Source organism: Agrobacterium rubi TR3 = NBRC 13261, assembly GCF_000739935.1.
GTDB classification, from domain to species: domain Bacteria; phylum Pseudomonadota; class Alphaproteobacteria; order Rhizobiales; family Rhizobiaceae; genus Agrobacterium; species Agrobacterium rubi.
The window spans coordinates 143,444-156,992 of sequence record NZ_BBJU01000004.1; the positions used below are offsets into that span (position 1 = coordinate 143,444).

At 53.2% G+C, this 13,549-nt stretch carries 22 protein-coding genes; 10 read left to right on the top strand and 12 right to left on the bottom strand.

All coding sequences use genetic code 11. The annotated features are described in order from the left end of the window. Positions 1-53: 53 nt before the first annotated feature. Complete coding sequence (gene hemB, locus RRU01S_RS03695) at positions 54-1,067, bottom strand: porphobilinogen synthase (protein ID WP_045228960.1); 1,014 nt, start codon at positions 1,065-1,067, stop codon at positions 54-56. A gap of 142 nt (positions 1,068-1,209) precedes the next feature. Between hemB and RRU01S_RS03700 the strand changes: the two genes are divergently transcribed. The 3 genes from RRU01S_RS03700 to RRU01S_RS03710 all read left to right on the top strand — a co-directional run bounded on the left by RRU01S_RS03700 (position 1,210) and on the right by RRU01S_RS03710 (position 3,312). Continuing rightward, positions 1,210-1,647 carry a DUF6163 family protein gene (locus tag RRU01S_RS03700; RefSeq protein WP_045228904.1) on the top strand — a complete coding sequence of 146 codons (438 nt, stop codon included), beginning with the start codon at positions 1,210-1,212 and terminating at the stop codon, positions 1,645-1,647. 232 nt (positions 1,648-1,879) lie between these two features. After that, a complete protein-coding gene (gene ldtR / locus RRU01S_RS03705; RefSeq protein ID WP_174447681.1) occupies positions 1,880-2,389 on the top strand; it encodes a transcriptional regulator LdtR in 510 nt (169 codons plus the stop codon). Positions 2,390-2,616: 227 nt separating this feature from the next. Beyond that, on the top strand, positions 2,617-3,312 hold the full coding sequence (locus RRU01S_RS03710) for a DUF3800 domain-containing protein (RefSeq protein ID WP_045228906.1): 696 nt from the start codon (positions 2,617-2,619) through the stop codon (positions 3,310-3,312). A gap of 9 nt (positions 3,313-3,321) precedes the next feature. Here RRU01S_RS03710 and RRU01S_RS03715 read toward each other — a convergent pair whose 3' ends face one another. Genes RRU01S_RS03715 through RRU01S_RS03720 form a run of 3 tightly spaced genes read right to left on the bottom strand, consistent with a single transcriptional unit; the run spans position 3,322 to position 4,104 of the window. Beyond that, positions 3,322-3,585 (bottom strand): hypothetical protein, encoded by a 264-nt coding sequence (locus RRU01S_RS03715; protein WP_045228907.1) that lies wholly within the window; start codon positions 3,583-3,585, stop codon positions 3,322-3,324. After that, positions 3,554-3,781, bottom strand: coding sequence for a hypothetical protein (locus tag RRU01S_RS26155; RefSeq protein WP_165572202.1), 228 nt, complete (start codon positions 3,779-3,781; stop codon positions 3,554-3,556). The genes RRU01S_RS03715 and RRU01S_RS26155 overlap by 32 nt, the downstream gene beginning before the upstream one ends. A gap of 5 nt (positions 3,782-3,786) precedes the next feature. Then, the gene (locus RRU01S_RS03720) at positions 3,787-4,104 is read right to left on the bottom strand and encodes a hypothetical protein (RefSeq protein ID WP_045228908.1); all 318 of its coding nucleotides are present in this window, start codon (positions 4,102-4,104) and stop codon (positions 3,787-3,789) included. Positions 4,105-4,241: 137 nt separating this feature from the next. On the opposite strand from RRU01S_RS03720, the gene RRU01S_RS03725 reads away from it, so the two are divergent. Next, the gene (locus tag RRU01S_RS03725) at positions 4,242-4,547 is read left to right on the top strand and encodes an H-NS histone family protein (protein ID WP_045228909.1); all 306 of its coding nucleotides are present in this window, start codon (positions 4,242-4,244) and stop codon (positions 4,545-4,547) included. A 137-nt stretch (positions 4,548-4,684) separates the two neighbouring features. Here RRU01S_RS03725 and RRU01S_RS03730 read toward each other — a convergent pair whose 3' ends face one another. The 3 genes from RRU01S_RS03730 to RRU01S_RS03740 form a co-directional block, all read right to left on the bottom strand. Then, a complete protein-coding gene (locus RRU01S_RS03730) occupies positions 4,685-4,906 on the bottom strand; it encodes a hypothetical protein (protein WP_045228910.1) in 222 nt (73 codons plus the stop codon). A 384-nt stretch (positions 4,907-5,290) separates the two neighbouring features. Next, positions 5,291-6,127, bottom strand: coding sequence for a hypothetical protein (locus RRU01S_RS03735; RefSeq protein WP_045228911.1), 837 nt, complete (start codon positions 6,125-6,127; stop codon positions 5,291-5,293). A gap of 100 nt (positions 6,128-6,227) precedes the next feature. After that, complete coding sequence (locus tag RRU01S_RS03740; RefSeq protein WP_052815935.1) at positions 6,228-6,680, bottom strand: GIY-YIG nuclease family protein; 453 nt, start codon at positions 6,678-6,680, stop codon at positions 6,228-6,230. 489 nt (positions 6,681-7,169) lie between these two features. Here RRU01S_RS03740 and RRU01S_RS03745 point away from each other — a divergent pair, with 489 nt between their 5' ends. From RRU01S_RS03745 to RRU01S_RS03770, 6 genes are all read left to right on the top strand, one after another. Beyond that, entirely contained in the window at positions 7,170-7,802 is a 633-nt protein-coding gene (locus RRU01S_RS03745; RefSeq protein WP_209806505.1) for an ASCH domain-containing protein, read from the top strand. Continuing rightward, positions 7,795-8,652, top strand: a complete 858-nt coding sequence (locus RRU01S_RS26040; protein WP_131367755.1) for a helix-turn-helix domain-containing protein — start codon at positions 7,795-7,797, stop codon at positions 8,650-8,652. The genes RRU01S_RS03745 and RRU01S_RS26040 overlap by 8 nt, the downstream gene beginning before the upstream one ends. Continuing rightward, on the top strand, positions 8,633-8,926 hold the full coding sequence (locus RRU01S_RS26045; RefSeq protein WP_131367756.1) for a hypothetical protein: 294 nt from the start codon (positions 8,633-8,635) through the stop codon (positions 8,924-8,926). The genes RRU01S_RS26040 and RRU01S_RS26045 overlap by 20 nt, the downstream gene beginning before the upstream one ends. 208 nt (positions 8,927-9,134) lie before the next feature. Continuing rightward, positions 9,135-9,629, top strand: coding sequence for a hypothetical protein (locus RRU01S_RS03760; RefSeq protein WP_045228915.1), 495 nt, complete (start codon positions 9,135-9,137; stop codon positions 9,627-9,629). 184 nt (positions 9,630-9,813) lie between these two features. After that, a complete protein-coding gene (locus RRU01S_RS03765) occupies positions 9,814-10,884 on the top strand; it encodes a DUF4238 domain-containing protein (RefSeq protein WP_045228916.1) in 1,071 nt (356 codons plus the stop codon). Positions 10,885-10,915: 31 nt separating this feature from the next. Beyond that, positions 10,916-11,200: a DUF968 domain-containing protein gene (locus RRU01S_RS03770; RefSeq protein ID WP_045228917.1), complete on the top strand. Its 285-nt coding sequence runs from the start codon at positions 10,916-10,918 to the stop codon at positions 11,198-11,200. Here the strand turns inward: RRU01S_RS03770 and RRU01S_RS03775 are convergent. From RRU01S_RS03775 to RRU01S_RS03795, 5 genes are read right to left on the bottom strand one after another with little or no spacing between them, the layout of a single operon-like run. After that, on the bottom strand, positions 11,197-11,550 hold the full coding sequence (locus RRU01S_RS03775) for a helix-turn-helix domain-containing protein (RefSeq protein ID WP_045228918.1): 354 nt from the start codon (positions 11,548-11,550) through the stop codon (positions 11,197-11,199). The genes RRU01S_RS03770 and RRU01S_RS03775 overlap by 4 nt on opposite strands. A 3-nt stretch (positions 11,551-11,553) precedes the next feature. Next, entirely contained in the window at positions 11,554-11,775 is a 222-nt protein-coding gene (locus tag RRU01S_RS03780; RefSeq protein WP_045228919.1) for a hypothetical protein, read from the bottom strand. Beyond that, a complete protein-coding gene (locus tag RRU01S_RS03785) occupies positions 11,775-12,383 on the bottom strand; it encodes a lambda exonuclease family protein (protein ID WP_052815937.1) in 609 nt (202 codons plus the stop codon). Before RRU01S_RS03785 ends, RRU01S_RS03780 begins: the two co-directional genes overlap by 1 nt. Next, positions 12,380-12,802: a NinB/YbcN family protein gene (locus RRU01S_RS26160; protein WP_045228920.1), complete on the bottom strand. Its 423-nt coding sequence runs from the start codon at positions 12,800-12,802 to the stop codon at positions 12,380-12,382. The genes RRU01S_RS03785 and RRU01S_RS26160 overlap by 4 nt, the downstream gene beginning before the upstream one ends. Beyond that, entirely contained in the window at positions 12,789-13,541 is a 753-nt protein-coding gene (locus tag RRU01S_RS03795; protein WP_052815939.1) for an ERF family protein, read from the bottom strand. The genes RRU01S_RS26160 and RRU01S_RS03795 overlap by 14 nt, the downstream gene beginning before the upstream one ends. Positions 13,542-13,549: the final 8 nt, after the last annotated feature.

Below are 13,549 nucleotides of genomic sequence, written 5' to 3' on the forward strand. Positions count from 1 at the left end.
CCTGTTCGAAAAGAATATGGTGTCGACGCCGCCAAATGCAATAATCCGTGGCCTCAGCCCTTGGCGAGTTTTTTTGCAGCTTCCACGGCAAAATAGGTCAGGATACCGTCGCAGCCTGCGCGTTTGAAGCACAGCAGCGTTTCCATCATCACCCTGTCACCATCGATCCAGCCATTCATGGCGGCTGCCTTGATCTGCGTGTACTCGCCCGACACCTGATAGGCAAAGGTTGGCAGGCCGAAGGCCTCCTTCAAGCGCCAACAGATATCGAGATAGGGCAGGCCGGGTTTGACCATCAGCATGTCGGCGCCTTCTTCGACATCCAGTGCGGCATCGCGCACCGCTTCCGTGCCATTGGCCGGGCTGATGTAATAGCTGTTCTTGTCGCCCTTCAGCAGCCCGCTGGTGGAGATGGCCTCGCGATAAGGGCCGTAGAAGCCAGAGGAGAATTTCGTCGCATAGGACATGATGCCGACGTCTTGGTGGCCAGCCGCATCCAGCCCGCGGCGGATGGCACCGATGCGCCCGTCCATCATCTCGGAGGGCGATATGATGTCGGAGCCCGCATCGGCCTGCATGATCGCGGCCTTGACGACCTGATCCACCGTCTCGTCATTGACGATGAGCTCGCCGCGCAGAATGCCGTCATGGCCATGGCTGGTGAACGGGTCTAGGGCGACATCGGTGATGACGCCGATGTTCGGCACGGCTTTCTTGATGGCAAGCGTCGCCTGATTGATGAGGTTATTGGCTTCCAGCACCTGCGAGCCGGTTTCGTCACGCAGGCCCATGTCGATGTTGGGGAAGGTGGTGATGGCGGGAATGCCGAGATCGGCGGCTTCCTTGACGGCTTCCAGGGCCCTGTCGACACTCATTCGGTTGACGCCGGGCATGGAGGGGATGGGCTCGAGAATGTTGGTGCCCGGCACGATGAAGACCGGCCAGATGAAATCATCCACCGTCAGCATGTTTTCACGCACCAGCCGACGCGTCCAGTCCGCCTTGCGGTTTCTGCGCATGCGGCGGTGGCCGGTGATGTGATCTACGAGATGTGTCTTGTCGTTCATCATTATGTCCTTCTTAGTCCGTCCCGACATAACACACCGAATGCGCCATGCGAATGCGACAGATCGTTACTGGCTTTGACAACTGCGTCTCGCAGCGCAATATCTGCTGGTCGTGCCCGCAACAGGTCATTATCGTCGCCCCATGGAACCTGATTCTCTACCGCAGCCCAAAATGTCGCTCGCCGAAATTCTCTACATCACCTTCTTAAGGCTGGTGGCGCTTTCGTGTTTCTGGTTTGGCCTGCAATATTGGGCGATGCTCACGGGTTATTCGCTGAACGGGTTGGCGCGCTTCGATATGCTCAACATGCCATGGCGTGTTGCAGGCACCAGCCTTGCCGTTGTCTTTCCCGTCGCGGCGCTGGGCTTATGGCTCGGCGCGTCCTGGGGGGCGGTCATGTGGGTCATCGGTGCGGGTACCCAGATCGCCATGTACAAGGTCTGGCCGAATATTTACGGAAACAACACCATGGTACCTGTCATGCACGGCATCGTATCAACGGTTTATATACTATTCCAGGTCGCTTTTTGGCTCGATGCGCGCCAAAACGATGAACGCTCAAGAATTGATTTACCATAAAATTAAAGCAATTCAGCCCGGATTTTTTCCATTTTTTCCTCGTAAGTCATTGAAAAATATAGCAGTGATTATGTCTATTTTGGACATGGTACAGCTTGCCTCAAAAGCGGAACATGCAGGTAACCATTCATTAATCCTGCATTTTAAGTAGAATTTTATGCGCATTGCTTAGATTTGGTCTCAAGGCGGGAAACAAACAAACACCGCCAAACAAAACAGTGAGGCAGTCATGATCAATAGCAAAGCAAAGCCACAGGCAGTCGCAGCAGAAACCCAGGATGAAACCATCCGCTCCCTTTATATGGAATCGCTCCACCTGGTCGAGCGCCTCCACCGCCGCCTTCTCGATGTCATCAAGGACGAGTTCGACCGTCAGGGTCGCGATGATGTCAACGCAGTTCAGGCGCTCCTGCTTTTCAACATCGGCACATCCGAACTGACCGCCGGCGAGCTGCGCTCGCGTGGTTACTACCTCGGCTCCAACGTGTCCTACAACGTCAAGAAGCTGGTAGACCTCGGCTTCATCAACCACCAGCGCTCCCGCATCGACCGCCGCTCGGTTCGCATCAGCCTGACCGAAAAGGGCCAGGACATCGCAGAAACCGTAGCAGGCCTCTATGAGCGCCACATCGGCTCCATCGAAAAAGTCGGCGGCATCGGCACCGGCGAGTTCGCAGAAATGAACAAGATGCTTCAGCGTCTGGACCGTTTCTGGAACGACTCCATCGCTTATCGCCTCTAATCCACTAGGGCGTTGTTACTGCTGCAAAATTAGAATGCCCTAACTGGCGCGTGAATGCTTAAAGGGGCACAGAAATGCATGCGGTGGCGTATGTTTACGCGCCACCCGCGCGCCACAGGAAAGTACCTCCAGTACCGCTTAAAGCGCCTCACGGCTTCCCTCCGTGGTGCGCTTTCCTGCGTTGAAGCGAGTGGTACTGTGGTGCGTTCGAATCGTTGGAGCCGCACATGTACGTAACCTATTTTGATGAAGTGAAAGCTATGCCAAAGAACGGGCAGAACCACTACGTGGTCGCCGGGCTTGTGGTGCCTGCTTCACAGATTGGTGCAATCGAGAAAGCCGTGTCGGATTTGTCCGAAGAGGTGTTTGGCTCCCGCGAGCTGGTAAAAGAAACCGAATTTCACGCTAGCTACCTATATTTCGGTAAGTCCCACTTCAAAGGAGTGGATGCCAAGAAGCGGTTGGAGGTCTTCGAACAGCTCTACAAAATCATTGCGGAAGCCGAAGACGTCAAGCGCGTATACGCCTCTATCGATACGACGAAGCTATGGGGCGATATCGCACCGGAGACAGCGTTCCAGCATTTCGTGGAGCGGGCGGAGATGGCTATCCCGTCCAAAAGCAGCTCGCTGCTGATTGGCGATCTCGATGACGAGCAGGCGCACAACATGGTGCGTGACTTCCAGAAGTACCGCCAGCACGGAACTCCGACCAAATGGGGCATCAACATTGTCAGTCTGGTTGACAGCGTCCACTTCTGCCGGTCACATCACTCCCGCATGCTTCAGCTTGCAGACGTATATGCCTTCAAGGTTGGAGGTATGTATGGGAACCGGAAAGGCTGGATGGCGGAGCAGTGGGGCAAGATGATGGGCAATTTGGACCTGCATGCGCACCGCTACAAGGATTGGCCTAAGAGATAGTGCTATCCTTTACTGATGGGCGAGGGCGGCACGCGCTTCATCAAAAACCGGCCCGCTAAGATTCTTAACGCCGCCTTTGTCTAGTTCTGCGGGGTTCTCCAACGCAAAGTCAGCCCAGTCTATGATGGCTTGAAGGCGCTCCCGCAGCGCTAGATAGGCAACAGCTACAGGGTAGTCGATGGTATCCCATCCGCCGACGCGACCTAATTCATCTGCTTTCTGGATAATCTTGGCCGCGTTCTCAGCGGCTAAGGCGTGGTTTGGCGTATTCACGTCTCAAATCTTTCATTCGTTCATTTTTAGCACGCCGGAAGTCCTCAATGGTCGGCAGCGTCATTTCCTCGGCCTTGGTTCTGGCGGCGAGGAAGGCCAATTTCTCGTTCCTAGTTCGCGCTGGAGGGGGAGGGGCTAATGCCTCCCCCTGAAGATTGAGCAGATGGAAGAAATGGGAGGCGTCGGCGCTTTTCATCAAATCTACCGCGAGAGAATGCCAGGATTGTCCAGAAGTGCCGTATAGGCCGTTTCATACTCCCGCCCGAGCAAACTTGTTTCCGTTACCTGCTCAACCGTCACACGGTGGCCGACCATTTTCGCAAGGACGTCAGCAGCCATTTTGGCCACGCCAAGGACATCGAAACGGACATCAACAAGGTGGTGACGGGAAGCGTATTCACTTGCTGCATCATCACCGTCAAACTGGTTTGGGTCGATGTAGAAGTAGGTGGGGTAGTCCCGTTGCGTGGCCAACTCTTGTTTGAGGGTTTCGCCTTGAAGATTGATGGAGGTAGTCATTGGGGTTTCTTTCCTTGTCTCATCATATTCACCTGAATACTTAAAGTTGTAAACGGATTTCTACAACTATTTGTCCATAGGTAGACTTTTAGCGGGGAAGGCTTATACCTTTATGCCCAACACAATGGAGAGCGTACATGGCTCACAGTATCAAACTTGACGACCTTTCAATGTCTGACCTTCAAAGCCTCATAGCCGATGCACAGAAGGCTTTAACGGGAAAAGTCGATGCAGAACGTGCCGAGCTTATGAAAAAGCTTCATGCACTCGATGCGATCTCTGGAAAGTCATCAAAGGCAGAGCGTGGCCGCTCTAGCCCGAAGCCCCAGTATCGCGGGCCGAACGGTGAGGAGTTCAGCGGGCGCGGAGGTATTCCACGTTGGGCCAAGGAACTGGGCATCAAAGACAAAGCAGGGTTAGAGCCTTACCGCATCAAGGAGTAAAGGGATTCTCCCGCCTCAAGACACGTGGCTTGGGGTGTTGATCTAGCGCCATGGTCTCTGCCCTCATTGCACCCGTAAGGGTGGATGATGGGTGGGTGCGAAGCACGGGTGCAAAATAAAAGGCCCCACTGAGGGGCCTAATTCGGCAGAAACGGAATCACCACTTCCTGCGTTTTTGCGAAGTTCCTGAGAATGTCCATTTGTTCGGGCGTCACCCCGACTTCATCGACTACAAGAACGATATTCGTGCAGAACGTGATGTTTTGCGTGTCCAGATTTGGAAGTAGCATTCCGCTTGGTAGCAGATAGAAGTCAACATTGGCGGCGGACACGCCACCATCAAGGTAAAAGCGTATCATCGCAGCCTCCTAAAAAGGAAAAGGCCCCTGTAACTTTCGCTACAAGGGCCGGTGAACTGGTCGGCTATGGTTTAACAAGCGGCCGGACGCTTGGCAGGTCACGGGATTGCCGGAGGCCTTTCCCTGCTTCCCGAGATAGGCACACCTCCCTTCAATGTTTGGTCTTAAGTCTGAGCAGCCTGCGGCATTCATCGCAAGCGCTGGAATTAGGTTCGCATGTGAAGTCTTGCGCCCTTTTAACCGTCATCGGCGGGGGCATGTGAGGAAGCTCAAATTGCTCCTCGATATCGGCGCGTAAGGCGTCGCGGAATGTTTTCATGATGGCTCTCCGTGAAGTTATTCACGAACCCATCGTGCGCCGGAGGCAGAATCTCGTCCAGAAATTTAACGGTGCTCGGGAGGGCTTGGGGTAGTGTCAGAGACCACAGTCCAATCAGTGAACGTCCTTAGCGGACTCGCTTCAGCCTTCTTCCCAAAATCCATTTTGTGGGGCTTGCGTAAGGTCAGATAGGCGCGTACCGAACCAATAATGATGACTGCCAGCAATGCAATACTGCCGTAAGCGAACCATGCTGTTGGTGAGGTCATTCCTTCGAAATAGCCAGCTGTAAAGATGTCGGCGCTACTCCACCCTGCTGCAACGCCAACTAAGGTCAACATCCATGCCCAGTAGTTCAGTGTATAGACTGGTACCCTCGATTTCTTTACGGGTGATTTGGCGGATATAAGGACGCCAATAAGGTTTAAGGAAGAGCTTTCCCCCGTGTGCAGGATTTCGCACACAAATCCCTGTCCGGGCTCGATATATTCAAAGCTCACAGTCAAGGAGCCGTCCTCGCTGAGGCTCATCGAGGCGTCCATCGCTTCATCGGCCATTGAAGCGAGGTTATATTGAAGGAACTTCTCACCTTCAGGAAGCGTGAGCCTGAGCGGCTTTTTTGGTGTTATATCGGAACGCCGTATGGTTTGATTTCCGTCATTCCAGATGAAGATATTTGCAAAAGTGGCTCTTGGGACATCGACCCCTTCAAACGTGATTTTGAGGCTTCTGCGGAAAGGCTCCTGTTGCTCACCTACGATAGTGGAGGCGGTCGTATCGTACGCAAGACGAGAGACGGGACGCGATTTGAACGTCAGATATAGGGCGTAGACCGCGAGCAGTGTGCCCACGAGGAACGCTAGGTTGAAACCCCACGTGGATGTAATTGTCTGCCAGTCCAAAGCGCACCTCGTGAAACAACTTCACTGTATTTAGCACGCCCATCCCGACAAAATCGATGCAGTACGGCACAAGTTTCCACAATCCACAGGCTGCAAACAACTAAACCCTGTTCCATGGCGCGCGGTGTTCGCGCCGTAAAGCCAGCTCTACGGTCTTGAAGTCCTCGGTTTGGTAAAACCACAGCGAAATAATCCCGCCGGAACGTGCCGCCTGATAAATGAGGTTATTCATCCGCACGTTCGTTTCCTGACCGCCCTTGTAGCAGTTCTTCGGAGATATGGTGCCGTACCCCATGTTGTAGCGACGGGAGAGGTTGTTGGTTTCCCCAATGTACCGGATTTCATCGTCCATCGTTAGGACATAGACGCCGGGGTGGGCATAGGTGCGGGGTATCTTGAACTTGCAGAAGGGGCCTGCACCGTACCTGTTTAGCGGGTACAGGTCGCGCTTGGCGTACCGTTCCTGCGGCATCAGCATATCAACCGAACCATCAGCAGATCGCACGGGTTCAATGTCGCAGACATGGACGAATTGAAAGCCACGAAGAATCATGAAATTTATCTAAGCTGGGGTTGAAATTGCTGGATCGGCTTCATATCTCTATTTCTCAAGTTTCATGGGCAGTATTGGGTTCGAATCCCCTCGTCTTCCTAGTGTCGTTACCTATTTTGATGGCCATTCTTGGATGTGCCACTAACCTGATGGGAGAAAACGACATGACGAATAACTATACCGGAAGAAAGAGCTATACTGGACTAGGCATACAACTGAAATATTGCATCGGCCTCTTTATGATGACTTTATTCGGGATCGGCACTAGTTGGGTGAGCGGATTCTCCCCCATATTGGATCGGCCAGTAGCCGCATGAAAAACCCGCTCCGGCGGGTTTTTCTTTGCCCACCTGTGGGTAAGTTTTTCTTGCAGTCATTCACAACCTGACTCATCGTGATGGCGGGGCGGGTGCAGGTTCCGTACACCTGACGCCCCGCCGATTTATTTTCGGCAAAGTACGGCGGCATAAACAATGAAAGTACGGGGATGTGGAACGTCCTATTTTATTCAGCGGCCCAATGGTTCGGGCCATTCTCAGAGGTCAAAAAACTCAAACACGTCGCGTAATTAAAGGGCCAGCCGAAGGCTACAATGCCCACGGCATCAATACCCTCTTTCGCTGTCCCTACGGTAAACCCGGCGACATATTATGGGTGAGAGAGACTTGGGCCGAGGTAGGAAGTTTCGATCCCGGTATCACGGTCTACCGGGCAGATTATCCAGATTGTATTCCCGGCCAATTCGAAAACGTACCTGAATCTATCGAAGAGATGGGCAATGTTTGGAAGCCGAGCATTCATATGCACCGGCATCGCTGCCGGCTCTTGCTGGAAATCGTAAGTGTTCGCGCTGAACGGCTGCATGATCTGTCCCAGGAGGACGCGAAGGCGGAGGGATTAAGCCGCCTAAGCAAAGATGGTGGCGCTACCTACAAATACGGCATTCCTGATCGCGATGGGCTTCCCGGCAATGATAATGACGGGTGGCATTGGCATGAATGGGAAGTTGATCCACGCAAGGCGTTCAAACTTCTGTGGGCCAAAATAAACGGTGTAAAAAACTGGTACGCCAACCCATGGGTATGGGTGGTCGAATTCAAGCGGGTGACCGCTGATGAATAAGCTCCGTAAGCCTCCTAGCGGCTTCACCATGGTGCCGAACGCGCTCATTCGCAGTGATGCCCTCAGTTTGAAAGCAAAAGGCCTGTATTGCCTGCTTTTCTCGAAGCCTGACAACTGGATCTACATGGAAGACGCACTCGTCAACGAAAGTGCCGATGGCCGCGATTCTTACCGTTCTGGTATCAAAGAGCTGATTGAAACCGGCTGGCTCATAAAGGTGCAAGTCCGCGACGATAAGGGCGTGTTCAGTCACATCGACTGGCATTTATCCGACGACGGCCAATCCGCAGACGGGAAACCCGTCGCCGGACAATCACCTACTAGTAATACTGATGAAAATAAAACTGACAGAGAAATACCCTCTGTATCTCCCAAGCCCAAAACGAAAGCCTCCCCTCGTGCCAACCCTGCAACAAGCATTGCAATCACTCTCCAAGGCCTTGCCAGCATTCCCACCGAATTCATCGACCGCGCAGCCTCTCACGACCTCAGCGTCCTCACCATCGATGACGAGTGGGCCAAATTCCGTAACCACCACATCAGCGCTCGTTCAAAGCACACACGCATTGATCTCTGCTGGGACACGTGGTGCCGTAACGCTGCCCGCTGGCAAAGCCGAGGCGCTGCAAATGCTGGAGGCGGAGCCGGACATGGTAGCCATAAACGCCACGACCCAGTGGCTGCCGCCCGTGATCGCACAGTGGCTGATCTCTTCGGAGTGGGGGCCAAAGGACATGGAGGGGCGACCGCTGATGCTGATACCAGTCCCGACCCTTTCGGAAGCCGAGAAGACGCAATTGACGCAAGCTTCGTGGATGTTGGGGCAGGCAATGAAACCATCGACGGGTAAGCCCGAATTGCTGGTGGAGGCCATTCAGGTAGCCATGAGTGAACTGCGGTTCCGCTCCAAGTCGGAGGAGCAGCACACGCTCAATCTCAAGGTCTGGGCAAATGCCTGTCAGAAATACCCTCTGTGGGCCGTTCAGAAAGCTGCCGACTGGTGGAGCAAGGGAGCACGGAGTGGTGATGAGCTTGGTCACTTCCTGACGGATGTGCGGTTAGCGATTGGCCACAACGTGCTCAAGCGCCAAGCGCTGATGCAACGTCTGCTCAGCCAGTCATGAAGGAACACGAATCGCGTCTGATTAAAGAATACTGCGGTGATGGTAAGACCCTGCTTGCCGCAATTGATGAACTGCGGAAGATGCGACAAGAAATGAAAATGTTGGGCTTCCCGTTAGCGATCATTTCACCATCACCGGAACTTCATGCTTCGGAGAAGAAGCCGTTAACTTCCTCGCGCCTATGTGGAGACTTTCCACGGGGGTAGTTATGGACAACGCTAATACGACTAACAAACAATGGAGCACGGCACTTTACATCATTTTGGGTATAATGCTTTTCGGAACAGTCATCGCATTTGCCGATATTTCACGCGGTCAGCTGATCCTTATGCTAGCAGTCCTGTTTGGATGTATGGGAACGCTTGCGTTCATGGTGAAGAAGTTCAACCCTTACGCCTTCGCAATTGCCGAAATGGCGATTGCCTGCGGTCTGGCGTGGCTGGCCTTTCTGGACCGCGTTGACCTCAAGGATAATTACGACTTCTTTCGAAGCGCGCCCTCCGCGATCATCTCGCTTAAGATACTTGGAGCGGTCTACGCGTTTGCAAAGGCATTGGAAAGCATTGGCAAAGGTTTGGATGAAGCGATTAAGGACGCGGAGAAAAGCGGAGACCTCAAGAAGCTTGCAACTGCTAAAAAGAATAAGCAGCTTTTTGAAAAGATTGCTTTCAAGGTTCCTGTTGACTCGGTGGAACAAAAATAGAACATTCGTCGGATGACCAGACGTAAAGGTGAACTAACCGCCAGCGCTATTGATAGCGGTTGGCCTTATCAAATCGCCCTCCGTGAATCCCTGTCTTCGGGCAAGCGGTGGGCGGAAATGGCCGATTTCTGTCACCAGAAACGCCTCATGCGGTGCGAAAGAGGGCACTCCGTGTTCTTTGAGGATGAGCATTATAACGTTCATTGCTTTGCGACGAAGCAAGGGGCTGAAGCTTTCCTCAAAAAATACGGTGGAGAATGATTCGATCCGCGCGAACGGGGTAAAGGCGTCAATTGGAACAAATGGTATAAAGGACGCTCCGCGCTTTAATATGGAGTGTGCTTTGTCGAAAATACATTCAGCGCCCAAGACTGAGCGCCACCATTACATTCCACAGTTTTACTTGAGACCATGGCGAAACTTGCAAACGGATAAGCGGCTTGAGGAGTATGGCCGAATTGCTCATTCAGGCCAAATATCGTCACGCCGCGTTTTCACGAAAGAAACAGGGCACGAACCTAATCTCTACACGATGCCAGGCGTCACAGAGGAAACGAAGCAGAACGCTGAAAAACTCTTCTATCATAAGGTTGATACCGCTGCCGCTATTGTCCGCGACAAACTGCTCGCGGGCGTTCCGTTAACGGGCCTAGACGAAGAACATTGGGCGCGGTTTGTTCTGTCGCTTGCCACCCGAAATCCCGATGACATTGCGGCCGCTAAAGCGATCACGGCAAAACTTTTAAAGGAGCCCGACCAAAAAACGGAAGCGATCTATGCCAAGATGAAGAAGGAAGGCTATCCAGAGACGGCTTCCGAACTTCTGACAATGGCGTTCCCGTATGCTTCCGAGATTGCCGCAATCAATTCCACGGTAAAAAACAACCAGAACCGCAAGTTTCTTGACCTCATAAAAAGTATGGAATGGAAGGTCATTGATGTCAGTCCTGCCAAAAGGCGCTTACTGACGTCTGATCGTCCATTGATGATGTCTAAAGGCCTTCTTCGTGAAGACGGCTACATTTGGCTCCCAATAAGTCCGACAAAGCTTTTCACAGCGGCCACACTGCAATTTTTCGGAGCGCAGGTAGCTATGGAGCCACTCAGCCGCACAATCCGTGATGTAAATAGCACCCAGATCGGACAAGCTCGAAAGTACGTATACGGGTGTGATGGCTCTGAAATTGCGAATGTGAGGAAAGGCATGTCCAAGATGAAGCCTCCCGCACTTATGAGAATGTCGGGAAAGAATTGACCCTGCTGAGCGATATCGTCAGAATCAGGAGGTGAAAAAGAACCCCGCCTATATAGCCCGCGTAGCCGAATTGGCCTGCGCGGTCTCGGAAAATTGGGGTCATGAGTGCGGCGGTCGGATCACCTGCCACCATCCTATCGGTATCGAGTGGCGGGGTATGAGCCAGAAGGCGAAGGATGATGAGGTCATTCCGCTTTGCGAGGCTCACCACCAGCATTCTCGAAACGCGATCCATCTCATGGGTAAAAAGCCGTGGGAGCAAAAATATGGCTCCCAGCGGGAATTGCTGAGAGCCACGCTAGAGAAGTTGAATTAAGCACGTCCTTTCTGGAAATAGGCGGCGCGCCGCTGACGGTTTTCGTGGCACTCTGTTGCAGCCACTGATCTGGCATCTGAGATGCCATTGGCGGCAAGCGGCGCTGGTGACCTATACCCTTCGATGAGCGGCGCAATGTCATCGACCGCACAGCCCAAAACGCTGCATACATCCCGAAGTGCGTGAAGTCCGGGACGCCGTTTGCCTTCTAACCAATCCCACACACGTCGGCGCTCGACCTTCAAGGCTGAAGAGAATTGTTCGACGCTAGAGAACTTTTCAGAGATTTTGATGGCTAGGCTTTTCTCGGAAAAAGAACGTCCATAGGTTTTGTAACGGTCCTGATGCATGATCTACCTCACCGAAATGCCGAGGTCGGTAAACTTGCTGCAGTATTCAGGAAGAACCCTACAGACGTAAGAAACGCGGCGGTGGTTGAAATGCTGCTCACCCCGTGGCGCGGTAGCGTTCCAAAGGTGCCTGTCATCCATTTTCATCAGGGCCAACGCGATCAGTGCGTCGTCGGCCCATTTCTTCACCTTGGCCATGTTGGGCGAGATCGGGTGACTATTCATCAGTATTTTCCACGAATTGTTGACACCAGATCGGCAAGTTCTTCGCGGAAAATGCGCACGCCTTCACGGATTTCATCATGCTTGGCAAGGTCGGGTTCAACCCTAATGACGAGGCGCGGAAGGTCAGGCGAGTAGCTCTGGAACCAACAAGCTGTCCGGCCAGTCACCAAAAGGCTTCTTTGCACTTGTAGGACGTACTCGGCGGGAAGCGTCCCTTTTTCCAGCCGTTCAATCTGCACTGTGGGAATGCAGCATTTGAACTCGGCTATCTCGTCGGCACCCAACAATCCATCTGGCGAGCATGACAGGCCAATATCGTGGTTTCGGATGATACCAGTCTCGATTATGGGCCGACCTACCTCCAGCGCCAACAATTCGCGCGCGACGGGTTCCGTGTCTTTTCCCATCTCCGTGTAGATGTTTCCTTTGAAACTGGAAGCGCTGCGTCCGATGAGTACTTCGGCGGCCAACTGGCGCATATACTTCGTGCGCATCTTGCCGTCGCCCTTCGCCATGAGGCTGGATAGTTCCGAGCACGTGACCCAACCAGCGCGCGCGGCGTGCCATTCGGGCGTCCCTTGCGTGATGTTGATTTCTTCGAGGTTCAATTCATGGGTTCTCCTTTGTTGTTTAGTGCGAAGTCGGCTTCGTCTGGGTAGGGAAGTGTCACTTCGAGAAAGTAGGCGACGCGCCCGATACGGTTCAGATAGTCGGTAAATTGTCGGACGGTCAGTTCGGTGGTGGATTTGAGGGTAAACACGCGCTTTTCGCGGATGATGATTGGCTCGTAGCCAAGGAAATGCTCCCTGAAGTAGAGGTGTAATTCCTGCTCATCGTAGCCAGTGTGTTCCGCCAGCACGTGAATCCACATCCAGTACAGGCGGTTTTGAGCAACCGAACGACTACGTCGGTGCGGTTTTACCTCGACCGACATGATGGGATTGGAGGCAATGCGGGCTACAAATTCAACCGCCGCACGCCTCTTCTCCATGCTGTCGATAACGAAAAAAGCGCTATCGTTGGCCATTGCTCGGGTTGGACATTTGATTGAAACGCGTCACACGGGCTACCAGCTTGTCAAATTCACTGGCATCGGCCTCGTGTAGTCCTTCCAAACCTACACTCTTGCAGAACTCAGCAACCCTCTCGCCCGGTCCGCCAAGCTTTTCAACAAGGATGCTGACTTGCGTTGGAGAGATAAAGAGAACAGACCGATTGCCGTCGTTATCAGCCTGCACCATTTCGGTTGTCACGATGTTGAACGCCTCACACGTCAGGTATCGGCGAAGATAAGTTCCGGTACTGGCGCTTCCTTGGATTTTGGTTTTGGTCGCGCCCCCTTTGGGGCCGGTGTCGTCACGGAAGCCGGATTTGGTGAGGGTGGTCTCATGTCCCGCACGATGCCGAACCGTACAGGTCATATGAATGAGACCTTCCAGCGTTTCGGTGCTGGAAAATGACAGGCTAAACCCGTGTTTGGTGTAGATGGGTCGTCCAACATTATCCACGTCGTCAATTTTGGCGTGCTTACTTTTGGTTTCCTTGTTTTCATGGCGCATAAGAACTTGCTGCATTTCAGCTTGGCAGTCGCTCATGGCCGCGTTGAAATCCGCTTTGGCCTGACGCTCCATAATGCGTTCCTGCATGGCGAGCAGGCGCTCCATCTTCTCAATATCAACATCGGGATTGGTAGCGGCGCGCTCGATGACGGCAATGATGTTATGCGCTGGGCTTTGTTCGCCCTGCACGGCCAGTTGAGTATCCATAGGTTAGT